Source organism: Spirillospora sp. CA-128828 (assembly GCF_050945415.1).
In the GTDB taxonomy this organism is placed as follows: Bacteria; Actinomycetota; Actinomycetes; order Streptosporangiales; family Streptosporangiaceae; genus Spirillospora.
On sequence record NZ_CP191986.1, the window covers coordinates 3403361 to 3425581 of the forward strand.

General features: G+C 73.0%; 23 protein-coding genes. 13 read left to right on the plus strand and 10 right to left on the minus strand.

From position 1 onward, the window contains the following. Nucleotides 1-117 precede the first annotated feature (117 nt). Nucleotides 118-3648, plus strand: coding sequence for a DNA polymerase III subunit alpha (dnaE, locus tag ACQPXG_RS16815; protein ID WP_433468626.1), 3531 nt, complete (start codon nucleotides 118-120; stop codon nucleotides 3646-3648). Between the two features lie 56 nt (nucleotides 3649-3704). Here dnaE and ACQPXG_RS16820 read toward each other — a convergent pair whose 3' ends face one another. Beyond that, a complete protein-coding gene (locus ACQPXG_RS16820; protein WP_433468627.1) occupies nucleotides 3705-4409 on the minus strand; it encodes a DUF6882 domain-containing protein in 705 nt (234 codons plus the stop codon). A 128-nt stretch (nucleotides 4410-4537) separates the two neighbouring features. Between ACQPXG_RS16820 and ACQPXG_RS16825 the strand changes: the two genes are divergently transcribed. After that, nucleotides 4538-5140, plus strand: coding sequence for a hypothetical protein (locus tag ACQPXG_RS16825; RefSeq protein WP_433468628.1), 603 nt, complete (start codon nucleotides 4538-4540; stop codon nucleotides 5138-5140). Here the strand turns inward: ACQPXG_RS16825 and ybaK are convergent. Continuing rightward, nucleotides 5024-5521 (minus strand): Cys-tRNA(Pro) deacylase, encoded by a 498-nt coding sequence (gene ybaK, locus ACQPXG_RS16830; RefSeq protein WP_433468629.1) that lies wholly within the window; start codon nucleotides 5519-5521, stop codon nucleotides 5024-5026. The two genes, ACQPXG_RS16825 and ybaK, sit on opposite strands and share 117 nt — an antisense overlap. A gap of 23 nt (nucleotides 5522-5544) precedes the next feature. After that, the gene (locus ACQPXG_RS16835) at nucleotides 5545-6207 is read right to left on the minus strand and encodes an LON peptidase substrate-binding domain-containing protein (protein ID WP_433468630.1); all 663 of its coding nucleotides are present in this window, start codon (nucleotides 6205-6207) and stop codon (nucleotides 5545-5547) included. 188 nt (nucleotides 6208-6395) lie between these two features. Here ACQPXG_RS16835 and ACQPXG_RS16840 point away from each other — a divergent pair, with 188 nt between their 5' ends. The 9 genes from ACQPXG_RS16840 (at nucleotide 6396) to ACQPXG_RS16880 (ending at nucleotide 13489) form a co-directional block, all read left to right on the plus strand. Further along, nucleotides 6396-7208 carry a PhzF family phenazine biosynthesis protein gene (locus ACQPXG_RS16840; protein ID WP_433468631.1) on the plus strand — a complete coding sequence of 271 codons (813 nt, stop codon included), beginning with the start codon at nucleotides 6396-6398 and terminating at the stop codon, nucleotides 7206-7208. 67 nt (nucleotides 7209-7275) lie between these two features. Next, nucleotides 7276-8583 (plus strand): histidinol dehydrogenase, encoded by a 1308-nt coding sequence (hisD, locus tag ACQPXG_RS16845; protein WP_433468632.1) that lies wholly within the window; start codon nucleotides 7276-7278, stop codon nucleotides 8581-8583. Further along, on the plus strand, nucleotides 8580-9668 hold the full coding sequence (locus tag ACQPXG_RS16850; protein WP_433468633.1) for a histidinol-phosphate transaminase: 1089 nt from the start codon (nucleotides 8580-8582) through the stop codon (nucleotides 9666-9668). Before hisD ends, ACQPXG_RS16850 begins: the two co-directional genes overlap by 4 nt. Beyond that, entirely contained in the window at nucleotides 9665-10258 is a 594-nt protein-coding gene (hisB, locus tag ACQPXG_RS16855) for an imidazoleglycerol-phosphate dehydratase HisB (RefSeq protein WP_433468634.1), read from the plus strand. The genes ACQPXG_RS16850 and hisB overlap by 4 nt, the downstream gene beginning before the upstream one ends. A 2-nt stretch (nucleotides 10259-10260) precedes the next feature. After that, nucleotides 10261-10431, plus strand: a complete 171-nt coding sequence (locus ACQPXG_RS16860; RefSeq protein WP_433468635.1) for a hypothetical protein — start codon at nucleotides 10261-10263, stop codon at nucleotides 10429-10431. Then, a complete protein-coding gene (gene hisH / locus ACQPXG_RS16865) occupies nucleotides 10428-11063 on the plus strand; it encodes an imidazole glycerol phosphate synthase subunit HisH (RefSeq protein WP_433468636.1) in 636 nt (211 codons plus the stop codon). The genes ACQPXG_RS16860 and hisH overlap by 4 nt, the downstream gene beginning before the upstream one ends. Before the next feature lie 34 nt (nucleotides 11064-11097). Next, nucleotides 11098-11853: a bifunctional 1-(5-phosphoribosyl)-5-((5-phosphoribosylamino)methylideneamino)imidazole-4-carboxamide isomerase/phosphoribosylanthranilate isomerase PriA gene (priA, locus tag ACQPXG_RS16870; RefSeq protein ID WP_433468637.1), complete on the plus strand. Its 756-nt coding sequence runs from the start codon at nucleotides 11098-11100 to the stop codon at nucleotides 11851-11853. Further along, nucleotides 11850-12611 (plus strand): imidazole glycerol phosphate synthase subunit HisF, encoded by a 762-nt coding sequence (gene hisF, locus ACQPXG_RS16875; protein WP_433468638.1) that lies wholly within the window; start codon nucleotides 11850-11852, stop codon nucleotides 12609-12611. Before priA ends, hisF begins: the two co-directional genes overlap by 4 nt. A gap of 17 nt (nucleotides 12612-12628) precedes the next feature. Continuing rightward, nucleotides 12629-13489, plus strand: a complete 861-nt coding sequence (locus tag ACQPXG_RS16880; protein ID WP_433468639.1) for an ATP-grasp domain-containing protein — start codon at nucleotides 12629-12631, stop codon at nucleotides 13487-13489. Here ACQPXG_RS16880 and ACQPXG_RS16885 read toward each other — a convergent pair. From ACQPXG_RS16885 to ACQPXG_RS16895, 3 genes are all read right to left on the minus strand, one after another. Next, complete coding sequence (locus tag ACQPXG_RS16885) at nucleotides 13486-15198, minus strand: CocE/NonD family hydrolase (RefSeq protein WP_433468640.1); 1713 nt, start codon at nucleotides 15196-15198, stop codon at nucleotides 13486-13488. The genes ACQPXG_RS16880 and ACQPXG_RS16885 overlap by 4 nt on opposite strands. A gap of 65 nt (nucleotides 15199-15263) precedes the next feature. Continuing rightward, a complete protein-coding gene (locus ACQPXG_RS16890; RefSeq protein WP_433468641.1) occupies nucleotides 15264-16235 on the minus strand; it encodes an acyl-CoA dehydrogenase family protein in 972 nt (323 codons plus the stop codon). Continuing rightward, a complete protein-coding gene (locus ACQPXG_RS16895; protein ID WP_433468642.1) occupies nucleotides 16235-17368 on the minus strand; it encodes an acyl-CoA dehydrogenase family protein in 1134 nt (377 codons plus the stop codon). The genes ACQPXG_RS16890 and ACQPXG_RS16895 overlap by 1 nt, the downstream gene beginning before the upstream one ends. A gap of 145 nt (nucleotides 17369-17513) precedes the next feature. Here ACQPXG_RS16895 and ACQPXG_RS16900 point away from each other — a divergent pair, with 145 nt between their 5' ends. Next, a complete protein-coding gene (locus tag ACQPXG_RS16900; RefSeq protein WP_433468643.1) occupies nucleotides 17514-18131 on the plus strand; it encodes a hypothetical protein in 618 nt (205 codons plus the stop codon). A gap of 7 nt (nucleotides 18132-18138) precedes the next feature. On the opposite strand, the gene ACQPXG_RS16905 is transcribed toward ACQPXG_RS16900, so the two are convergent. Both ACQPXG_RS16905 and ACQPXG_RS16910 read right to left on the minus strand, forming a co-directional pair. After that, nucleotides 18139-19314 carry a winged helix DNA-binding domain-containing protein gene (locus ACQPXG_RS16905; RefSeq protein ID WP_433468644.1) on the minus strand — a complete coding sequence of 392 codons (1176 nt, stop codon included), beginning with the start codon at nucleotides 19312-19314 and terminating at the stop codon, nucleotides 18139-18141. A 19-nt stretch (nucleotides 19315-19333) separates the two neighbouring features. After that, a complete protein-coding gene (locus tag ACQPXG_RS16910; RefSeq protein WP_433468645.1) occupies nucleotides 19334-19669 on the minus strand; it encodes a hypothetical protein in 336 nt (111 codons plus the stop codon). Between the two features lie 131 nt (nucleotides 19670-19800). Between ACQPXG_RS16910 and ACQPXG_RS16915 the strand changes: the two genes are divergently transcribed. Further along, entirely contained in the window at nucleotides 19801-20418 is a 618-nt protein-coding gene (locus ACQPXG_RS16915) for a hypothetical protein (protein ID WP_433468646.1), read from the plus strand. Between the two features lie 6 nt (nucleotides 20419-20424). Here the strand turns inward: ACQPXG_RS16915 and ACQPXG_RS16920 are convergent, their stop codons facing one another. Beyond that, nucleotides 20425-20874 (minus strand): hypothetical protein, encoded by a 450-nt coding sequence (locus ACQPXG_RS16920; protein WP_433468647.1) that lies wholly within the window; start codon nucleotides 20872-20874, stop codon nucleotides 20425-20427. Between the two features lie 78 nt (nucleotides 20875-20952). Then, the gene (locus tag ACQPXG_RS16925; protein WP_433468648.1) at nucleotides 20953-22209 is read right to left on the minus strand and encodes a hypothetical protein; all 1257 of its coding nucleotides are present in this window, start codon (nucleotides 22207-22209) and stop codon (nucleotides 20953-20955) included. Nucleotides 22210-22221 lie beyond the last annotated feature (12 nt).

Consider the following 22221-nt stretch of genomic DNA (forward strand, 5'->3'; position numbering starts at 1 on the left):
CCGCGTCATCCCGGCGCTCCGCTCCGGGTTGACGATCTTCCCCCGGTACCGACGACGCGACCACGTGCGGCCACGCGCGTGGGCGCTCGCATGCGACGAGCAGGAGGCGCAGCAGGCATGGCCGACTCTTTCGTTCACCTGCATGTTCATACCGAGTACTCCATGCTCGACGGAGCCGCCCGGTTGAAGCAGATGTTCGAGGAGGTCGGGCGGCAGGAGATGCCGGCGATCGCCATGACCGACCACGGCAACATGCACGGCGCCTACGACTTCCACAGGCAGGCGACGGCGGCCGGGGTCACCCCCATCATCGGCATCGAGGCATACCTGGCGCCCGAGTCCCGCTACCACAAGAAGAAAGTGCAGTGGGGCGAGCCGAGCCAGAAGCGCGACGACGTCTCCGGCGGCGGGCTGATCAACCACAAGACGCTCTGGGCGATGAACCGGACCGGCCTGCACAACCTGTTCAAGCTGTCCAGCCGTGCCTACACCGAGGGCTTCGTCTTCAAGTACGCCCGCATGGACGAGGAACTCCTCGCCGAGCACGCCGAGGGCGTGATGGCCACCACCGGCTGCCCGTCCGGCAAGGTGCAGACCCGGCTGCGGCTCGGCCAGTTCGACGAGGCGCTGAAGGCCGCCGCCACCTTCCAGGACATCTTCGGCAAGGAGAACTACTTCCTGGAGCTGATGGACCACGGGCTGGAGATCGAGCGCCGCGTCCGCGAGGGGCTCATCGAGATCAGCAAGCGGCTGAACATCCCGCCGGTGGTCACCAACGACTCGCACTACACCCACGAGTCCGAGGCGACCGCGCATGACGCGCTCCTCTGCGTCCAGGTGGGCAAGCAGCTCGCCGACCCCGACCGCTTCCGGTTCGACGGGTCCGGCTACTACCTGAAGACGGCCGACGAGATGCGCGCGATCGACTCGTCCGCCATCTGGCTGGAGGGGTGCAGGAACACGCTGCTGATCGCGGAGAAGGTCGACCCGGCCGGCATGTTCGAGTACCGCGACCTCAGTCCCCGCTTCCCCGTCCCCGAGGGCGAGACGGAGGAGAGCTGGTTCCGCAAGGAGGTCTGGAAGGGCCTGGAGCGCCGCTTCCCCGACGGCCTCCCGGACGGCTACAAGGAGCAGGCCGAGTACGAGATGGGCGTCATCCTCGGCAAGGGGTACCCCTCGTACTTCCTGGTCGTCGCCGACTTCATCATGTGGGCCAAGGAGAACGGCATCCTGGTCGGGCCGGGACGGGGCAGCGCGGCGGGGTCCCTGATCGCGTACGCGATGGGCATCACCGACCTCGACCCGATCCCGCACGGGCTGATCTTCGAGCGGTTCCTGAACCCCGAGCGCGCGTCCATGCCCGACATCGACATCGACTTCCCTGAAGACCGGCGCGCCGAGGTCATCCGCTACACCACCGAGAAGTGGGGCGCCGACAAGGTCTCGTTCATCGCCACCTTCGGCACCATCAAGGCGAAGGCCGCCATCAAGGACGCCGGCCGCGTCCTCGGCTTCCCGTACGCGCTCGGCGACCGGATCTCCAAGGCGTTCCCGCCCGCCGTGATGGGCAAGGACATCCCGCTCTCGGGGATCTTCGACGACAAGCACCCCCGCCACGGCGAGGCGGGCGAGCTGCGCAAGCTGTACGAGGAAGAGACCGACGTCAAGCAGATCATGGACCTGGCGCAGGGCCTGGAGGGCCTGATCCGCCAGACCGGTGTGCACGCCGCCGGGATCATCATGTCCGGTGAGACGATCACCGACCACGTCCCGATCATGCGCCGGGACGCCGACGGCGCGATCATCACGCAGTTCGACTACCCGACCTGCGAGACGCTCGGCCTGCTGAAGATGGACTTCCTGGGCCTGCGGAACCTGACGATCATCGACGACGCGCTCAAGGGCATCAAGAAGAACAAGGGCGTCGACGTCGACCTGCTCGGCCTCTCGCTGGACGACCAGCCGACCTACGAGCTGCTCGCCCGCGGCGACACCCTCGGCGTGTTCCAGTTCGACGGCGGGCCGATGCGCTCCCTGCTCCGCCTGATGAAGCCGGACAACTTCGAGGACATCTCCGCCGTCGGCGCCCTCTACCGGCCCGGCCCGATGGGCGCGAACTCCCACACCAACTACGCGCTCCGCAAGAACGGGCAGCAGGAGATCACCCCGATCCACCCGGAGCTGGCGGAGCCCCTCAAGGAGATCCTCGACACGACCTACGGCCTGATCGTCTACCAGGAGCAGGTCATGGCGATCGCGCAGAAGGTGGCCGGGTACACGCTCGGCAAAGCGGACCTGCTCCGCCGCGTCATGGGCAAGAAGAAGAAGGCCGAACTGGACGCGCAGTTCGTCGGGTTCGAGCAGGGCATGGTCGACAACGGCTTCTCCAAAGAGGCCGTGAAGACGCTGTGGGACATCCTCGTCCCGTTCTCCGACTACGCGTTCAACAAGGCGCACTCCGCCGCGTACGGGCTGGTCTCCTACTGGACGGCCTACCTGAAGGCGAACTACCCGGCCGAGTACATGGCGGGCCTGCTCACGTCTGTCGGCGACGACAAGGACAAGAGCGCCCTGTACCTGTCGGAGTGCCGCCGGATGGGCCTGAAGGTGCTGCCGCCGGACGTCAACACGTCCGAGGCCGACTTCACCCCGCTCGGCGACACCGAGATCCGCTTCGGGCTGTCGGCGGTCCGCAACGTCGGCCACAACGTGGTGGACGGCATCGTCGCGGCCCGCCGGGAGAAGGGCGCCTACACCGACTTCAACGACTTCCTGAACAAGGTCCCGCCGCAGGTGTGCAACAAGCGGGTCGTGGAGTCGCTGATCAAGGCGGGCGCGTTCGACGAGCTGGGCCACCAGCGCAAGGCGTTGCTGATGGTGCACGAGCAGGCGATCGACTCGGTCATCGACATCAAGCGCAAGGAGGCCGTCGGACAGGACTCCCTGTTCGGCGCCCTGGAGGACGACGGCGGCGAGGACGCGTTCGCCGTCGCGATCCCCGAGGGCGAGGAGTGGGACAAGACCACCTTGCTCGCCTTCGAACGGGAGATGCTCGGCCTGTACGTGTCGGACCACCCGCTCCTCGGCGTCGAGCACATCCTGGAACGCGAGGCCGACTGCACCATCGCCGTCCTGAACGGGGGCGAGCGCCCCGACGGCCAGATCGTGGTCATCGCGGGCCTGCTGTCCGGGCTGCAGCGCAAGGTCACCAAGCAGGGCAACTCGTGGGCCATGTTCCAGCTGGAGGACCTCGGCGGCTCCATCGAGGTGCTGTGCTTCCCGTCGTCCTACCAGCTGTGCTCCACGCTCCTCGCCGAGGACGCGATCCTGATCGTCAAGGGGAGGCTGGACCGCCGCGAGGACGTCGCGAAGATCATCGCGATGGAGGTCGCCCAGCCGGACCTGACCATCACCGACTCGACCGGCCCGTTCTCGGTCATGATGCCGCTCGGCCGCTGCACGCCCCCCACGGTGTCGCGCCTGAAGGAGGTCCTGATCACCCATCCCGGCACCTCCGAGGTGCACCTGCACCTCCAGAACGGCCCGCGCACCACGGTCGTCCGCCTGGACGACAAACTCCGGGTGGCGCCGTCCCCGGCCCTGATGGGCGACCTGAAGCAACTACTCGGCCCGTCCTGCCTCGGCTGACGCATGCCCGCGATCGCGGCGCCCGACGCGTCGCGCGGACGGGTCGCGGCCGTGTCTCAGGTGCCGAGGACGGCGGGGGTCAGTTCGGCCTTCCAGTCGACGAAGCGGCCCAGGCCGTCGAAGCGGGCGCGGGCGGTGCCGCCGCCGGGGAGGAGCACCTCGGTCAGCACGTCGGTCTGGCGGTAGGGGACGCGGTGGCGCGACAGGAGGCCGGCGAGCGTCAGGCGCGGCTCGCGCGGGAACAGGCTCGCCGCGTTCGCCAGCAGCCGGGGGAGCGGCACCGGGTCCCACCGGGCGGGCGGCGCCTGGGGGTCGTCCACGTGCAGGTAGGCGGAGCCGCCGTCGTAGCCGGCGCCGATGTAGCCGGCGCCGCCGAGGACGCCGCCCGCGGCCATCGCGATGAGTTCGCCGCCGTGCCCGGCGGGCCCCTCGTACCAGGACAGGTCGACCTCGGGGGTGACGAACTCGGTGATGCCGAGCCGCTCGCCGAGCGTCCGGATGACCAGCGTCGGGGCGACCGCGGGGTGCGCGTCGCCGAACTGCGGATTGGCCCAGCCCCACAGCCAGGTGCGTTCCCGCGCCGCGTAGCTGCCGAGCAGCGAGACCCGCACGGTGACGCCGCCGCTGGAGTAGGTGCGGGCGGTCAGGTCGGCGCTCCAGTCCTCGCGGGGCAGGAACTCGGCGAGCGTCTCCTGCTGCTGCAGGACGACGGCCGCCAGCGCGGCGCCGAGGCGATGGAACGCAGGACTGAATCCGGACATGTCGGGCACATTATCCCAGTAATCGGGGCGGTCGTGGGCGGGAATCGGACACCCTTCGAGAGTCGATCGGCTGACCTGGGCAGGCTAGGCTTTCGCTGTCAGAGGACTTCCACCTAGGAGCGTACGAGGTGCGGCGACCGACCGGGAGGCTCTTGGCGATCTGGGCGGTCACCAGCGCCGTCGTCACGCTGCTGGGACCGCTCGCCGGACTGTTGTGGGCGGCGACCGTTCCCAAGGTGACGTATGTGGTCGTGCAGGGTGAGGCACTTCTGGCCGACCCGGAAGGCCAGGGGCCGATCGGCATCGACGCCCGCTTCGCCCTGATCGCGCTCGGCGCCGGGGTCCTGTGCGGTGTCGGCGCCTACCTGGCCGGCGGGCGCGGCAACGACATCGCGCTGCTGCTCGGGCTGGCCGCCGGCGGCGTCGCCGCGGCCGTCCTCGCCTGGCAGACCGGCCACCAGATCGGGCTGGGGCACTTCGAGGACGTGGTCCGGCACGGGCGCGACGGCACCACCGTCACCGGCGTCGCCGACCTGCGTGCCAGGGGCGTGCTCGTGTTCTGGGCGCTGCCGGCGGTCGCCACGTACGGGCTGCTGGAGATGGTCGTCCGGCGGCTACCCGCGGGCGATCCCGGCGACGCGGGCGCCGGTGAGGCGGACGAGGTCGGCGGGGACGAGCTCGATCTGGAGTCCGCGCCGGCCGGCCGAGACGTAGACGGTCGCGAGCGCTGACACCGACGCGTCGATCACGGTCGGCAGCCGCCGGCGCTGCCCGAGCGGGCTGATCCCGCCGACGACGTACCCGGTGGCGCGCTCGGCGTCCTTCGGGTCGGCCATCCGCGCCTTCTTCCCGCCGGCCGCCGCAGCGAGCGCCTTCAGGTCCAGGCTGGACGACACGGGGACGACCCCGACCGTGAGGTTCCCGTCGACCTCCGCCAGCAGCGTCTTGAAGATCCGGTCGTGCGGGATGCCCAGTGCGTCGGCGGCGGCCTCGCCGTAGGACTCGGCGTCCGGGTCCACCTCGTAGGTGTGCAGCGTGAAGCCGACCTCGGCCTTCGCCGCGGCGACCGTCGCCGGCGTCCCCTTGCCGCCCTTGGCTTTGGCTGTGCTCATGGAGGGCAGTCTGCCGTGATCCTTCAGTTCGGCGTGAACGACCCGTCCAGGAACTGCCCGGCGGGGATCATCGGGAGCACGTCCAGGATGCGGTTCTCCCGGGCCAGCAGCTCCCGCTCCGCCTCCAGCCGCAGCGTCGCGTCCTCGCACTCCAGCAGCCGCTGCTTGTCGTGCCCGTCCAGGACGAGCGACGCCGCGATCACGTACGACAGCGCGACCGGGGCCTCCGGCGGCTCCACCCTGTCGACATGCCCGGCGCCGGCGGCCCCGAGCCGGTGCCGGTAGAGCCGGAACAGCCGCCGGACCCGGGCCGCGACGGGCTCCGGGTCGCTCCCGGGCTCCTCGGGCAGGAACTCGACCTCGCCGCGCAGATAGGGGCGGGACCGGTCCAGCTCCTTCAGCCGGAACCGCCGGGTGCCGACCGTCACGACGTCGTACCGCCCGTCCGGATGCGGCGTCACCTCGCGCAGCTCGGCGACGCAGCCGATCTCGGCGAGGCGGTGCGCGGCCCCCTCGCCGACCTCGTGGCCGAGTTCGATGCCGACGACGCCGAACCCCCGGGGTTCGGGCTGGTCGAGGAGGTCGCCGATCAGCCGCCGGTACCGGTCCTCGAACAGATGCAGGGGGAGCACCAGGCCGGGGAACAGCACGGTGCCCAGGGGGAACAGGGCGAGCCGCTCGGTCACAACTTCTCCCACGCTCCTGGGCGCCACCGGGAAACGCCCTCCGCCGCAAGAGTACGTCCATATTGATGATCTTGGTAAGGGCGGATTTTTCAGAGTGTGAAGCGGGTGTCATCGAAGCGGTCCCGGCGGGCCACTTCTCGCGGATTGGCCATGCCGCGGCCGCCGGGACGGCCGATAGCGTCGGCGGCATGAGGATGCTCGTCGTTGACGCCTTCGCCGACCGACCGTTCGCCGGCAACCCGGCCGGGGTGTGCCTTCTCCGCGACGCCGCCGATCCCGGATGGATGCAGCGCGTCGCCGCCGAGATGAAGCACTCCGAGACGGCGTTCGTCCGTCCGCTGGGGGATTCCGGCGGCGATTTCGAACTGCGGTGGTTCACGCCGGTGACGGAGGTCGCCCTCTGCGGGCACGCCACCCTTGCATCCGCTCAGGCCCTCTACGGGATCGGGATGGTCTCCCCGGACCACCCGATCTCGTTCAACACGCTGAAAAGCGGCGTCCTCACCGTCGCCCGCGAGGAGGACGGCGCCCTATCGATGGACTTCCCGTCCGTCCCCGCCGAGCCGACCGGCATCCCGGAGGGGCTCGCCGAGGCTCTCGGCGTCCCGGTTCTGAGCGCCGGGCGCAACGCCCAGAACGACCGGCTCGCCGAGGTCGCCGACGAGACGTCCGTCCGCGAGCTGACCCCGGACATCAGGGCGCTCGGCGCGATCGACGCCCGCGGTGTGATCGTCACGGCGGCGGCCGACCCGGGCAGGGAGTACGACTTCGTGTCCCGCTTCTTCGCCGCGCGCGTCCTGGGGGGCCACGGCGAGGACCCGGTGACCGGCTCCGCGCACTGCGCCCTCGCGCCCTACTGGGCTGAGCGTCTCGGCCGGGACACCCTGACCGGTTACCAGGCGTCCGAACGCGGCGGCCACGTCCGCGTCGCCCTGCGCGGCGACCGGGTGACGCTGTCCGGCCGGGCCGTCATCGTCCTGGACGGCACCCTGAACGTGTGACCGACACACGCGTCTCGGCACGTGAGACGGTGCGCGGCGGGCCAAGGCCACTCCGTAGACTGGACGGGTGATTTCCCGTATCGACCTGCGCGGCTCGCTTCCCGGCGATCCGCGCACCGTGCTGCCCCGCGCCGAACTCGACGTCGAGGCCGCCCTGGAGAAGGTGCGGCCCATCTGCGAGGACGTCCGCCATCGCGGCTCGGAGGCGGTCCGGGAGCACACGAAGGCGTTCGACGGGGTCGAGCAGGAGAGCACGCGGGTTCCGGTCGAGACCGTCCACCGGGCCCTCGCCGACCTCGATCCGGCCGTCCGGGACGCGCTGGAGGAGAGCATCCGCCGCGCCCGCGTCGTGCACCGCGCGCAGCGCCGCACCGACGTGACCACACGGGTCGTGCCCGGCGGCACCGTCACCGAGAAGTGGATCCCGGTCGGGCGGGTCGGCCTGTACGTGCCGGGCGGGCGCGCCGTGTACCCGTCCAGCGTGGTGATGAACGTCGTCCCCGCGCAGGAGGCGGGCGTCGGCTCCCTCGCCGTCACCTCGCCCGCGCAGAAGGAGTCCGGCGGGCTGCCGCACCCCACGATCCTGGCGGCGTGCGCGCTCCTCGGCGTGGACGAGGTGTACGCCGCCGGCGGCGCGCAGGCGATCGCCATGTTCGCCTACGGCACCGAGGAGTGCCCGCGCGCCGACCTGGTCACCGGGCCCGGCAACGTCTACGTCGCCGCCGCCAAACGGCTGCTCAAGGGCGTGATCGGCATCGACGCCGAGGCGGGCCCGACGGAGATCGCGATCCTCGCCGACGGCACCGCGGACCCGGTGGACGTCGCCGCCGACCTGATCAGCCAGGCCGAGCACGACACGCTCGCCGCCGCCGTCCTGGTGACCGACTCGGTACGGCTCGCCGACGAGGTCGAGGCCGAGCTGAAGGCCCAGGTCGCGCGCACCAAGCACACCGAGCGGATCACCGAGGCGCTCGCCGGGCGGCAGTCCGGCATCGTCCTGGTGGACGGGATCGAGGACGGCCTGAAGGTCGTGGACGCCTACGCCGCCGAGCACCTGGAGATCCAGACCGCGGACGCGTCCGCGGTCGCCGCCCGCGTCCGCAACGCGGGGGCGATCTTCGTGGGCCGGCACGCGCCGGTGTCGCTCGGCGACTACCTCGCCGGGTCCAACCACGTCCTGCCGACCGGCGGGTGCGCCTGCCACTCGTCCGGCCTGTCGGTGCAGTCGTTCCTTCGCGGTGTGCACGTCGTCGAGTACGACCGCGACGCCCTCGCCGGCGCGACCGCCCGCGTGGTCGCGCTCGCCGAAGCCGAGGACCTGCCCGCGCACGGCGCCGCCCTGAAGGCCCGCTTCGACTGGGAGATCCCTTCGTGACCTCGCTCAACGACCTGCCGCTCCGGGACGACCTGCGCGGCCGGGAGCCCTATGGGGCGCCGCAGCTCGACGTCCCGTACGCGCTGAACACCAACGAGAACCCGTACCCGCCGTCCGGCCGCCTCGTGAAGGCCATCGGCGAGGCCGTCATGGACGCCGCCGGTTCGCTGAACCGCTACCCCGACCGGGACGCGGTCGCGCTCCGCGAGGACCTCGCCGCGTTCCTCGACGCCGACACGCCCGGCGTAGGCCTCACCGCCGGGCGGGTGTGGGCCGCCAACGGCTCCAACGAGATCATTCAGCAGATCCTGCAGGCGTTCGGCGGCGCGGGCCGGACCGCGCTCGGCTTCGAGCCGTCCTACTCGATGCACCCGATCATCACCGGGGTGTCCGGGACCCGCTGGGGCAACGCCTTCCGGGACGAGGACTTCGGCCTCGAGCCGGAGCGCGCCGTCGCGGCCGTCGAGGAGCACCGGCCCGACATCGTGTTCCTGACCTCGCCGAACAACCCGACCGGCACCGCCCTGCCGCTGGACGCGATCAAGGCGGTGCTGGAGGCGGCGCCCGGCATGGTCGTCGTCGACGAGGCGTACGCCGAGTTCCGCCGCGCGGGGACCCCGTCGGCGCTGACGCTGCTGGACGGCCACCCGCGCCTGATCGTCACGAGGACGATGTCCAAGGCGTTCGCGATGGCCGGGACCCGGCTCGGCTACCTGGCCGCGGACCCCGCCGTGATCGACGCGCTGCTGCTCGTCCGGCTGCCCTACCACCTGTCGGCCGTCACCCAGGCCGTCGCGCGCACCGCCCTCGCCCACGGCGAGGAGCTGCTAGGCGGTGTCGAGGCCCTGCGCCGCGACCGCGACGCCGTCGTCGCCTGGCTGCGCGCCGAGGGGTTCCGGGTGGCCGACTCCGACGCCAACTTCGTCCTGTTCGGGACGTTCCCGGACCGCCGGAAGGTCTGGGAGAGGCTGCTCGACCGCGGCGTGCTGATCCGGGAGGTGGGACCGCCCGAGTGGCTGCGGGTCAGCGTCGGCACCCCCGAGGAGATGGCCGCCTTCCGCACTGCACTGAAGGAGAGCGTGTGACGCGCAAGGGACGAGTCGAACGCGGGACCAAGGAGACCCAGGTCCTCGTCGAGATCGACCTGGACGGCACCGGGCAGGTCGACGTGGCGACCGGCGTGGGGTTCTTCGACCACATGCTGGCCCAGCTCGGCAAGCACGGGTCGTTCGACCTGACCGTCAAGACCGCCGGCGACCTGCACATCGACAGCCACCACACGATCGAGGACACCGCCATCGCGCTCGGCCAGGCGTTCCGCGAGGCGCTCGGGGACAAAGCCGGGATCCGCCGGTTCGCCGACGCCTCCATCCCCCTCGACGAGGCGCTCGCGCAGGTCACCGTGGACGTGTCCGGCCGGCCCTACCTGGTGCACGTGGAACCGGACGGCATGGCCCCGATGATCGGCCCCGAGTACGACACCACGATGACCCGGCACATCCTCGAGTCGTTCGTGTCGAACGCCCAGGTGGCGCTGCACGTCCACGTCCCGTACGGGCGCAACGCCCACCACATCGTCGAGGCGCAGTTCAAGGCCCTGGCCCGCGCGCTGCGCGACGCGGTGGCGTTCGACCCGAAGGTGCACGGCATCCCGTCCACCAAGGGGGCCCTGTAGCCGTGAGCATCGGCGACCTGCACTTCACCTACGGGAACGTGGTGGTCTTCGCCGTCGCGGTGTTCCTGCTGGCGGGCGTCTACAGCTTCGTCAAGCAGGGGCTGAAGATCGCCGCGCTTCTCGTGCTCGTCCTGGCCGCGCTCGCCTTCGCCGGGGGAGTGATGTGGCTGTGAAGAGCATCGTGATCCTCGACTACGGCTCCGGGAACCTGCGCTCCGCCGAGCGCGCCGTCGCGCGCGCCGGCGCGGACGTGACCGTCACCGCCGACTGGGACGCGGCCCTGGCCGCCGACGGCCTGGTCGTCCCGGGCGTCGGCGCGTTCGCCGCCTGCATGGCCGGGCTGCGCTCGGTCCGCGGCGACCAGATCATCGGCCGCCGCCTCGCCGGGGGCCGCCCGGTCCTCGGCATCTGCGTCGGCATGCAGATCCTGTTCTCCAAGGGCATCGAGCACGGCGTCACCACCGAGGGCTGCGAGGAGTGGCCCGGCACGGTCGACCGCCTCGACGCCCCGGTCGTCCCGCACATGGGGTGGAACACCGTGGACGTCCCCGAGGGCTCCGCGCTCTTCCGTGGCCTGGAGGACGAGCGCTTCTACTTCGTCCACTCCTATGCCGCCCGCAGCTGGGACCTGGAGCCCGACCCGACCGGCACCATCGCGCCGCCACTGGTCACCTGGTCCGAGCACGGCGACCGCTTCGTCGCCGCCGTCGAGAACGGCCCCCTGTGCGCGACCCAGTTCCACCCGGAGAAGTCCGGCGACGCCGGCGCCGGGATCCTCCGCAACTGGCTCGCCACCCTGGCCTGAGCACCCGTCCCACCAGCCTCGATAGGGTTTCCGCATGACTCTGACGCTCCTTCCCGCCGTTGACGTCGCCGACGGCCAGGCGGTTCGCCTGGTCCAGGGCGAGGCGGGCACCGAGACCTCCTACGGCGCCCCGCTGGAGGCGGCGCTCGCCTGGCAGCGGGCGGGGGCGGAGTGGATCCATCTGGTCGACCTGGACGCGGCGTTCGGGCGCGGGTCGAACCGGGAGCTGCTCGCCGAGGTGACCGGGAAGCTGGACGTGAAGGTGGAGCTGTCCGGCGGCATCCGCGACGACGCGTCGCTGGAGGCAGCCCTGTCCACCGGATGCGCCCGGGTCAACATCGGCACCGCCGCGCTGGAGAACCCGGACTGGTGCCGGAAGATCATCGCCTCGCACGGCGACCGGATCGCGGTGGGGCTGGACGTGCGGGGCACGACGCTGGCCGCGCGCGGCTGGACGCGGGACGGCGGCGACCTGTGGGACGTCCTCGCGCGGCTGGAGGACGACGGCTGCCCCCGTTACGTCGTCACGGACGTCACCAAGGACGGGACGCTGCGCGGCCCCAACACCGAGCTGCTGCGCGAGGTCTGCTCCAAGACGGACAAGCCCGTCATCGCGTCCGGCGGCGTGTCCTCGCTGGACGACCTGCGCGCGCTCGCCGGGCTCGTTTCCGACGGCCGAGGCGGTAGGTCGGGGTCGGTTGGTCGGGGCGGACTAGAGGGCGCGATCGTCGGCAAGGCGCTCTACGCGCAGGCGTTCACGCTGGAAGAGGCCCTGGAGGCCGTGAAGTGAGCGTGGCCGTGCGGGTGATCCCGTGCCTGGACGTCGACGCCGGGCGCGTGGTCAAGGGCGTCAACTTCCAGAACCTGCGGGACGCCGGGGACCCGGTGGAGCTGGCCGCCCGCTACGACGCCGAGGGCGCCGACGAGCTGACCTTCCTGGACATCACCGCCTCCAGCGCCGACCGCTCCACGACCTACGACGTGGTGCGGCGCACCGCCGAGCAGGTGTTCATCCCGCTGACGGTCGGCGGCGGCGTCCGCACCGTCGAGGACGTCGACCGGCTGCTGCGCGCCGGCGCCGACAAGGTCTCGATCAACACCGCCGCGATCGCGCGGCCGGAGTTCCTGCGGGAGGCCGCGCACCGGTTCGGGTCCCAGTGCGTCGTGCTGTCGGTGGACGCGCGGCGCGCCGAGGGGACCGGGTCCGGGTTCGAGGTCACCACGCACGGCGGCCGCAAGGGCACCGGCATCGACGCGATCGAGTGGGCCCGCCGGGCCGAGGACCTCGGCGTCGGCGAGATCCTGCTGAACTCCATGGACGCCGACGGAACCAAGGCCGGGTTCGACCTGGAGATGCTCCGGCTCGTCCGGGAGACGGTCACCGTGCCGGTGATCGCCAGCGGCGGCGCCGGGGCCGTCGGGCACTTCGCGCCCGCCGTGGACGCGGGCGCGGACGCCGTCCTCGCCGCCAGCGTCTTCCACTTCGGAGAGCTGAAGATCCCCGAGGTCAAGGCCGCGCTGCTGGAGGCCGGCCACCCCGTCCGCTGAAAAGGAAACCCCCCGACATGACCCCCCCGGACAAGATCGTCGCGTTCGCGACGTGCTCACTGCTGCCCGACGGAAGCGACGACGTCCAGTTCCTGACCGCCGCCCTCGCGGAACTGGGCGTCGCCGCCGAGCCCGTGATCTGGGACGCCGATGTCGACTGGGACCGCTACGACCTGGTCGTCATCCGCTCCACCTGGGACTACACCGACCGGCGGGACGAGTTCACGGCGTGGGCCGAGAGCCTGCCGCGCGTTCTCAACCCGGCCGCGATCGTGCGGTGGAACACCGACAAGCGCTACCTCCGCGACCTTGCCGAAGCGAGCCTCCCGGTCGTCCCGACCCTGTGGGACCCGGACGACATCCCGTCCGGGTGGCCCGAGTACGTCATCAAGCCGGCCGTGTCGATCGGCGCGGGCGACACGGCCCGCTGGGGGCCCGGCGAGGAGGACGCCGCCCGCGCCCACCTGCGCTCGCTCCGCGACGCGGGCCGGACGGTGATGGTCCAGCCGTACCTGTCCGCCGTCGACACGGCCGGCGAGACGGCGCTGATCTTCTGCGACGGCGAGTACAGCCACGCCGGCCGCAAGGCCCGGATCCTCACCGCCGGAGCGGGCGTCGAGGGGCCGGTCCGCGACGACGTCACACGGGGCCAGGTCACCGCGTCCACGGCGACCGAGGCGGAACTGGAGCTGGCCGCCCGCGCCCTCGCCGCCGTTCCGGGCGGCGAGGACCTCCTCTACGCGCGCGTCGACATGATCCTCGGCCCTGGCGGCGCGCCGCTGATCATCGAACTGGAGCTGACCGAGCCCAACCTCTACCTCCAGCACGGCCCCGGCAGCGCCGAACGCTTCGCCAAGGCCATCGCCGCCCGGCTCTAGACCGGGTCGCCCGGCTCTAGACCCGGGTCTTCCTCGGGGGCCGGGACGGTGGCCTCGGGGGAGCGTTCGGCGATCGGGAGGATGATCGCGGACGGGTGGCCCGGGTCGTGGAAGATCTCCTGGTGTGCCCTGACCGTTCTCGTCGCGGTGGTGGCGAGGGGTTCGCCGGTACCGGGGTTGGCGGCGACCTTGGGGTGCGCGCCGCTCGTGACATGGACGCGGACGCGGTGGCCGCGGGCGAAGCGGTGCCCGGTGGGCCACAGGTCGACCGCGATGCGGAGGACACCGTCCGTCCCGGTGGGTCGCGCCGCGGCGGCGGGCAGCCGCAGGCCGCCCTCGCAGACGTTGCGGGACGTCCCGTCCGGGTCGACGTCGCAGAGCCGGACGACGAAGTCGGTGTGCTCGCGGTCGGAGCGGACGAACAGGTCGGCGCCGACGGGGCCGATGACGTCCAGATCGGCGGCGAGGGCGGGGGAGGTGAACACCAGGACGTCCGGGCGCCGCTCCAGCGGGCGGTTGTCGACCGGGCGGGAACTGCCGAGCAGGGTGGGACCGCCGAGCGCGGGCGTGGGGCGCACCGGGTCGAAGGTGTAAGCGCTCGCCGGGTGGTCCTGCGGGCCGTCTTCGCCGAGGCCGCCGCCGGCGTGCAGGTGCCAGCGCGCCTGCCGCGTGCCGGGCGGGGGCCACTCGCGGTAGTGCCGCCACTCGCGGGCGCCGGTGACGTAGACGCGGACGGGATCCACCCGCAGCCCGGACGGGTCGCCCTGCAGGTGGGCGCGGAACCAGGCGAGCGACTCGCGGATCGCCGGCAGGCCGTGGCGGGCGTCGGTGTGCCACCACGGCCCGATGGTCAGGTACGGGGTGTGGCCGGCGGCGCGCAGCGCGAGATAGTCCTTGACCATCCAGGGCAGGAACACGTCGTACCAGCCGCCGAGCAGGGTGACGGGGGCGGCGACCTCGCCGACGGTGCCGCTGAAGTCGCGGCTCTCCCAGTAGCCGCCGGCGCCGGTGTGGTTGGCGAGGAGGTCCTGGTAGAAGCGCATGGGCTCGCCGCCCGCCAGCACGTCCAGTTCGGTGAGGGGGCGCCCGGAGCGGGCGGCGCGCACGGCGCGGCGGCGCGAGGTCAGCGGCGCGGTGATCATGCCGAGCGGCCGCTGCTGCCGGTGCGTGAGGTCGGTCCAGGTGAGCGCGGACTCCAGCGCGAACGACCCGCCCACGTAGGCGGCGTCCCGGAACGAGGACGCCGTGATCTGCAGGGACATCGCCTTCAGCTCGGGGCCCGCCTCGGCCGCGATCGCCCACGCGGAGTAGCCGAGGTAGCTGGGGCCGAAGGCGGCGAAGCTGCCGTGGAACCAGGACTGCCGCTTCAGCCATTCGACGGTGACGAGCCCGTCGGCGCGCTCGCTGCCGAGGGGATCGAACTCGCCACCGGACCCGGACGTCCCGCGCGCGCTCTGCACGACCAGCTGGAATCCGAACGGGACGAACAGCAGCCCGTTGGCGAGGGCGGCGGGCCCGCGCCGACCGTAGGGGGTCCGCACGAGGATCGTGGGCGGACGCTCCACGCCGGCCGGGACGTACCGGTCGGCGAGCAGCGTCACGCCGTCCGGCATGGTCACCGGCAGGTCGCGCTCGACGGTGTAGCGGCCGAGCCCGCGGGGCCGGGGCAGCCGGATCGGCGGGGCGGGCAGTCGGTCCCAGAGCGCCATGCCGCCTCCCTGCGCGGAATCGCTACTACCTAGTAAGGTAACCGCCCGCGGACGCGTCCAACCGTTCAGGCCCCCTGTTCGGGCCCGGTCGCGATGAGGGCCCACGGGTCGGACGCCGCGGCGGCCGCGGCGCCGAGCTCGTCCGCCCAGGCGGTCTCGTTCCCGTACTCGTCCCGCCACGACCACAGCCGCAGCGTGACCCGGCGCAGGACGTGCTCCTCGGTGACGCCGAGCGCCCCGTGCACCTGGTGGGCGATCGCCGCGACCGTGCCCGCCGCCCGCGAGGCGTTCGCCTTGGCGGCGGCCACCGCGACCGGGTCGCCCGGGGTGCCGACGGCCGCGCGCACCGCGACGTCCGCGACCGTCGCCTCCCCGGCCAGTTCGGCGAGCATCTGCTGGACGGCCTGGAACCGCCCGATCGGCCGCCCGAACTGCTCGCGCTCGCCCGCGTACCGGACGCTGAGGTCCAGCGCGCGCCGCATCGCCCCCGTCAGCTGGACGGCCCGCGCCAGCGCCCCGCGCCGCCGCAGCTCCGCCGCGTCCGCCGCGCACGGCGCCGCCGTCTCCACCCGGACACCGGACAGGACGACGTCGTCGCGCGGCTCCCCCGCCACGTTCGCCCCTTCGGTGATCTGCGCGCGGGACGGGTCGACGAGGAAGACCAGGCCGTTCCCGAGGACGACCAGGAACCGCGCCGAGCGGGCCCAGGGCACCCGGCGGAACGTTCCGTTCAACGTCCAGCCGCCGGCGTCCTCGAACGCCTCGGCCTCCCCGGACATGGCCGTGAGGACGCCAGGCGGCACCGGCAGCCCGGCGCCCGCGAGCAGCCGCCCGGCGAGCGGCCCCGTCTCGGCGAGCGGCACGGAGGCCGCGTGGTATCCGGCCGCGCGCAGGACGGCGGCGGCGTCGGCGAGGTCCCCGCCGCTGCCGCCCGCCTCCTCCGGCACCCCGGCCAGCGCGAGGCCGGCCTCCTCCAGCGCCGGCCACGGATCCGGCCGGGAGAGGATCTCGTCCGCGGTCTCTTCCAGCAGCCCCATCAGCGGACTCCCAGGCCGCGGGCGACGATGCCGCGCAGGATCTCGTTGGTGCCGCCCCGCAGCGTGAACCCGGGCGCCTGGACGACCGACTCGGCCAGCGCGCGGGCCAGCGGGTCGGGGGAGCCGGGGTCGGGTTCCACGCCCACGTGCTGCCGCGCCACCTCGACGACCTCGCGCTCGAACCGCGTTCCGAGGTCCTTGACGAGGGCCGCCTGCAGTTCGGGCGTCTCACCCCTGGCGAGCGCGCCGGCGACGGCCAGGGACGCCTGGCGCAGCGCCCACAGCCGCGCGGTCAGCCCGCCGAGCGCCCGCACCGCCGCCGGGCCGGCGGCACGGCCGTGCAGCAGCCGGACGAGCATGAACGTGCTGAGCAGCCGCTCGGGGCCGCTGCGCTCGTAGGCCAGCTCCGCGGTGACCTGCCGCCACCCGTCCCCGGCGCGGCCGAGCACCATCGCGTCCGGCACGAACACGCCGTCGAACACGACCTCGTTGAAATGATGCTCGCCGGACAGCCCGCGGATCGGCCTGATCGTCACCCGACCGTCCGGCAGCGCCACGATGAACTGGCTGAGGCCCGCGTGCCGGTCCCGGTCCCGGGGCGCGCTGCGGGCGAGGACGAGGATCGCGTGCGCGAGGTGGGCGCCGCTCGTCCATACCTTGGTGCCGTGCAGCCGCCACCCGCCCGCGACCCGCTCGGCGCGCGTGCGGACGGACGCCAGGTCGGACCCCGAGTCGGGTTCGCTCATCCCGATCGCGAAGAAGCACTCGCCGCGCGCGATCGCCGGCAGGAACCGCCTCTTCTGCTCCTCGGTGCCGTTGGCGAGGATGGACGGCCCGGTCTGCCGGTCGGCGATCCAGTGCGCGCCCACCGGCGCCCCGGCGGCCAGCAGCTCCTCGATCACCACGAAGCGTTCCAGCGGCGAGCGGCCGTGCCCGCCGTAGCGCTCCGGCAGCGTCATGCCCAGCCAGCCGCGCTCGCCGAGGAGCCGGCTGAACGCCGGGTCGGCGCCGGTGAGCCAGCTGTCGCAGCGGGCCGTGAACGGGGTCTCCGCGAGGAACTCCCGGACCCGCGACCGCAGTCCCGCGGTCTCGGGCGGCAGCGTCACGGGCTCCAGGCCGGACGATGTCGCCACGTGCACCCCCTCTGTCCCAGGGCGACGTTACAGACACGCTCGAACGCCGCGATCAGCAGCCCCTTACAGAAGGCTTCCCTGGCGGGGCGTGCGGTTCTCTGGAATCGTTGTCATCCGGCAGAAGCGCTCCGCGGGGGGAGAAGACATGTGGCCCGGGTCGAACCCGCCGACGGGACCGCCGCCCATGGGGCCGGGGCCCGCGGGGCCGAACTGGGCGCCGCCGCAGCGCATCCGGCCGGGCGCGGGCTGGTACGCGCTGCCGATCGTCCTCGTGCTGGTCGCCGTCGTGGGGTTCTTCACCATGGTGGCGTTGCTGTGGGACGGCTCGGAGGTCGCGGACGGCCCGTCGGCCGTGGGCGATTCCGTCTCCGGAGTGAGGATCGAGCTCACGGAGGGATACGGGTACTTCGTGTACGTCCGCACGGGCGGGTCGTCGCCCTACGCCTGCCGGGTGCAGGTGGGAGAACAGTCCGGGCCCGTCCGGCTGACAAGGAAGAACTCGTGGAGCGCGTCCGACCACGCGTCCTACCGCTACACGGCCACGTTCACGGCACCGGTGTCCGGTGACGCCCTGCTGACGTGCCAGGGCGCCGATGGGCCCCTTCTGGTGACACCGGACGACACCGTCCACGGCTACCTCGGTCTCGCCCTGCTGACCGCGCTGGGCCTCGGCGGGCTCGCCGCCGTCGCGTTCGTCGTCACCCTCCTGCGCCGCGGCGGCGCCAAGCGGCGGACGGTCACCGCGGCCGGCCCCTACTACTGACGCCGCCTCAGGACGTGAGCTCCCGTTCCAGCGGGGTGCGGAACCGCGGGATCGCGCGGACGTCGCCGTACCACGCCGCCATGCGCGCGGCCTCCCGCTCGACGGCGGCCTCGGCCTCCGCGCCGGCGTCCTCCAGCAGGCGGAACACGATCTCGCCGTCCTTGCGCTGCGCCCAGCCGCCGATGATGCGGCCGTCCCACCACACGGACGGGCCGATGTTGCCGTTCCGGTCGAACAGCGCCGGGCCGTGCTCGCCGAGGAACCAGCCGCGCTCCTGCCAGCCCATCGGGGTCGGGTCGAGCGCGGGCAGCAGCGCCGCCCACGGCTCCGGCGCGGGCTCGGGCTCCAGGTCGTCGGACAGGACGAGGCCGGTCGCGCCGCCGAGATCGACCTCGGTGACGTCCAGGAGGGCGAGCGCCTTCCTGACGTCGCCGGCGTTCCAGCCCGTCCACCACTTCAGGTCCGCGGCCGGCGCGGGCCCGAACGCGCGCAGCCAGCGGCGGACGAGCTCGGCCCGGGCCCCGTCCGCCGGGACGTCCTCGATCCCGCCCGGCAGCCACGCCTCGGCGGGCGACCACCGGTACTGGCTGCTCGTCCAGGAGCCGTTCGGCCGGCCGCGCACGATGCGGCCCTCGCAGCCGAGCGTGACCAGGATCCACGTCGTGACGCTCGTCGGCCGCGAGTAGGACTTGCCGGGCGCCGGGTCGACCCGCGTCCGCAGCAGCGGCACGTCCGCGCCGAGCTGGGCGCCCGTCGCCTCCCCGCGCGCCAGCAGCGCCCGGTGCGCGGCCTCCTCGGCCTCGGCGAAGAAGGCCGGGACGTCGGGGACGTCGCCGCCGCGCTCGATCAGCCGGGAGTACGTGGCGCGCTGCTTGGCGGCCAGCCCGTTGGCGGTGGACGACTGCAGGACCGGGACCAGCTCCACGGGCGCGACGAACATCGTCCGGCGCATCGCGAGCATCCGCAGCAGCGTGCGGTCGTCGTACAAGGCCTTCTCCACCGCGCCCGGGACCGCGCCGACGCTGCGGGCCGCGACCGACAGGAACACCGTGGCCGGGTCGGTGGCGTGCAGCACCACCATCGACCGCGCGATGCCGGCGACGTCGTCGGTCCTGGCCTGCGGGGAGAGCCGGTGGCGGAGCGCGAGCCGGGCCCGCCGCTCCGCCACGTTCATCGAACGCATGAGCGAATACTAGACCGGATCAGCCGCTGTGGGAGATCTTCACGACCACGTGGTCCTTGGTGACCGACTGCACCGAGACGTCGAACCCGTCGGACTGCTGCCCGTCGCCGACCGGCACCGTCACGGTCTGCCCGCCGATCTTGAGGGTGACCATCTCGCCCTGCACCTTCACGAGCTCGGCCTTGACGCCCAGCACGGACGCGCTCGCGTCGACGCCGCGGTCGAAGGTCACCGTGCACGAGTTGACGCCGCAGGAGGTCTTGCTGTTCTCGCCGCCGCACGCGGCCGCACCGCCGAGCAGCAGCAGGACGAACGGGAGTACGGCCAGCTTCCGCCGAAGGGGAAAGGAGGTCATACCCGGGAGTCTATGGGGACGGGGGCCCGCCCGCGCCCTCCGCGAGGCGGATCCGCCCAGGACGAATGTGGTACCCCGCGGTGACGGAACTGGATCTCCGGATGACCTCGTGTTTCGCTGGACGGGTGAACATGGACGAAGCCGTGGAGTCGCCGGTGCTGGGCCCCGTGGTGTGCGCCGCCTTGGGCATCGAGGCGCGCGCGGTTCGGCGCGGCCTCACCCGTACGCCCGTCGTGGTCGTCGGCTACCGGGCCCGCCGCGCCGACCGGCTGCCGGACGCCTGCGCCGCGCTGGTCACGGTCGGCTTCGGCGGCGCGCTCGACGAGCGGCTGCGCCCCGGCGACGTCCTCGTCGCCGACGAGATCCGCGGGATCGCCGCGGGCGGGAAGGCGGTGCCGTGCGCGGCGCCGCGCCTGCTCGCCGAGGAGCTGATCCGCGACGGCCTGAGCGTGCAGACCGGTCCGCTGCTGACCGCCGGCCACGTCGTCCGCGGCGCGGAACGCGCGCTGCTGGCGGCGCAGGGCGCCCGGGTGGCGGACATGGAGTCCGCCCTCGTCGCCGCGCGTGCCGGGACCCTGCCGGTCGCCGCCGTCCGCGTCGTCGTCGACGGCCCCGGGCACCCGCTGTGGCACCCGGGCGTGATCGGCCGCGGCGTCGCGGCGCGGCGCGTCCTGGCCCGCGTCGGCCCCGCCCTGGAGCGCTGGAGCGCCCTCCTCGTCCGCGGCGACGAGGCCGCCGGGACCCGGTGAGACGGCTCAGCCGTGACCGGCGCCGTGACCGGATCCGTGGCTCGGGCCGTGGTTGTCACCCTGGACGATCTTGCCGCCCAGCTCCTTGCGGAGCGACTGCAGGGTCTGCTCCTGGCTGACCGCCACCCAGCGCGCCCCGACGAGGTACGTCCCGCCCCAGGGCTTGGCCTCCGTCAGCCAGGCGTTCATGCCGTTGTCGGTGGTGAAGCTGAGGAGGACGAAGCGTCCCTGCGAGGTCTTGCAGTTCCCCTGCTCCAGATCCTTGACCTTCCGCTTCCCGGTCAGGGAGCAGTCCGTCTGCTGGGCGAGCTCCGCCAGGCTCGCCGGCTTGGCGGCCTTGCCGCCGGTCGCCGACGCGTCCGACTTGGCGGAGCAGCCGGCCGCGAGCGGCAGGGCCAGCGCGGCGGCGCACAGCGGCACCGTCTTCATCAGGCCGAGATGGTGTCGGGAACCCATCGCTCTTCCTCTCCGGGGTGAGACGCGCGATTCGACGGGGGAATACGCGCCCCGCCCCGGCGGGGTTCATCCGGGCTCTCAGGTCATCAGGCGGGCGCCGGCCGCGGCGCGGACGTCAGGGTCCTCGGCGCCGTCGTTGTGCAGCCGCCGCAGCCGCAGCCCGGTCTCGTGGGTCAGCGGCGCGAACCGGGCGGCCTCGGCCCGGACGCCGTCCTCGCAGTCCCACAGCCCTTCGACGGTATAGGACTCGGCGGTGTGCGGCGCCGTTCTCGTCAACGCGGTCAGAATGCGGGGTCTCAGATAGGCATAGGTGGACTCGGCCCAAGCGGTCTTCAACAGCGGGACGGCCTCACCGGCGCGCAGCCGCCCCAGCCCCTCGATCGGGCTCGCGGCGTCGGCCCACTCCCGCCCGGTGACGGCGGCGCGCATCTCGTCCATCAGCAGCGGTATGTCCTGCCGGGTGCCGTAGCGGGCGAGGATGCGCAGCCCCATGTCGGCGCAGCCGCCCCGCTCCGCCGCCCACGCCCGCGCCCGCGGCAGCGTCTCCGGCCCGTACTCGCGCAGCGCCCGGCACACCGCGCCGCCGAACCGGCTGGGCCGCTGCGGCAGCAGCTCCTCGGCCAGGTCGAGCAGCGCGAGCGTGCGCCGGCGGCCCAGCTCGAAGATCGCCGCGATGGCCCCCTCGCCCCGCCGCCGGGCCACGTCCAGCAGCTCGGCCTCGCTCTGCCCGTCCCGCCCGGGGGCCGTGGCCATCGCCCGGCGCGCCGCCCGGCCCGCCTCCCGCTGCCGCTCCAGCGCCTCGGCCACCCGCGGCTGCCGCGCCGCCCACGCCTCGATCACCGGGTTGAACCGGCCCGGGATCAGCAGTGCCAGGTCCGCGTCGTCGCAGCGCGCGGCGACGAGAGCGTCCAAACCGGTCGTCAGCGACGGATCCTCAAGATCGATGAGCTCGGCGACGGCGTCGAACCACTGCGCGCCCTCCTCGGCGTACCGGCGCAGCGGCGCCGCGGCCTCCCGCCTGCTCAGCCGCACCAGATCGGCGAGCACGCCCAGCGCCAGATCCACCCGCCACTCGTCCGGGTCGGTGTGGTCCGACGGGTCGAACAGATGCTCCGCCACCGGCCCCGCCGGCAACTCCAGATCCACCATCAACCGGGCGTAGTACAGCCGCCGTGACTCGCACTGGCGATCCCAGCGTGGATCCCGCCGGACACAGGCGTAGACGTACTCGCCCGCGCCGGGCTTGTCCGCCGCGCGCCGCGCGGCCCTCCCGAGCCCCCGCTGCAGTTGACCGTGCAGCGTGCCCGCCGATTCCAACACGACCTCGTTGCTCACCCCAGCAGAATG

What these genes read in the sequence shown, in the direction of transcription:
- priA (WP_433468637.1), top strand. Translation starts at nt 11,098, where the DNA reads ATGACTCTGACGCTCCTTCCCGCCGTTGACGTCGCCGACGGCCAGGCG.
- ybaK (WP_433468629.1), bottom strand. Translation starts at nt 5,521, where the DNA reads ATGAGCACAGCCAAAGCCAAGGGCGGCAAGGGGACGCCGGCGACGGTC.
- ACQPXG_RS16900 (WP_433468643.1), top strand. Translation starts at nt 17,514, where the DNA reads ATGTGGCCCGGGTCGAACCCGCCGACGGGACCGCCGCCCATGGGGCCG.
- dnaE (WP_433468626.1), top strand. Translation starts at nt 118, where the DNA reads ATGGCCGACTCTTTCGTTCACCTGCATGTTCATACCGAGTACTCCATG.
- ACQPXG_RS16905 (WP_433468644.1), bottom strand. Translation starts at nt 19,314, where the DNA reads ATGCGTTCGATGAACGTGGCGGAGCGGCGGGCCCGGCTCGCGCTCCGC.
- ACQPXG_RS16915 (WP_433468646.1), top strand. Translation starts at nt 19,801, where the DNA reads ATGGACGAAGCCGTGGAGTCGCCGGTGCTGGGCCCCGTGGTGTGCGCC.
- ACQPXG_RS16920 (WP_433468647.1), bottom strand. Translation starts at nt 20,874, where the DNA reads ATGGGTTCCCGACACCATCTCGGCCTGATGAAGACGGTGCCGCTGTGC.
- ACQPXG_RS16885 (WP_433468640.1), bottom strand. Translation starts at nt 15,198, where the DNA reads ATGGCGCTCTGGGACCGACTGCCCGCCCCGCCGATCCGGCTGCCCCGG.
- ACQPXG_RS16910 (WP_433468645.1), bottom strand. Translation starts at nt 19,669, where the DNA reads ATGACCTCCTTTCCCCTTCGGCGGAAGCTGGCCGTACTCCCGTTCGTC.
- ACQPXG_RS16890 (WP_433468641.1), bottom strand. Translation starts at nt 16,235, where the DNA reads ATGGGGCTGCTGGAAGAGACCGCGGACGAGATCCTCTCCCGGCCGGAT.
- ACQPXG_RS16880 (WP_433468639.1), top strand. Translation starts at nt 12,629, where the DNA reads ATGACCCCCCCGGACAAGATCGTCGCGTTCGCGACGTGCTCACTGCTG.
- ACQPXG_RS16840 (WP_433468631.1), top strand. Translation starts at nt 6,396, where the DNA reads ATGAGGATGCTCGTCGTTGACGCCTTCGCCGACCGACCGTTCGCCGGC.
- ACQPXG_RS16820 (WP_433468627.1), bottom strand. Translation starts at nt 4,409, where the DNA reads ATGTCCGGATTCAGTCCTGCGTTCCATCGCCTCGGCGCCGCGCTGGCG.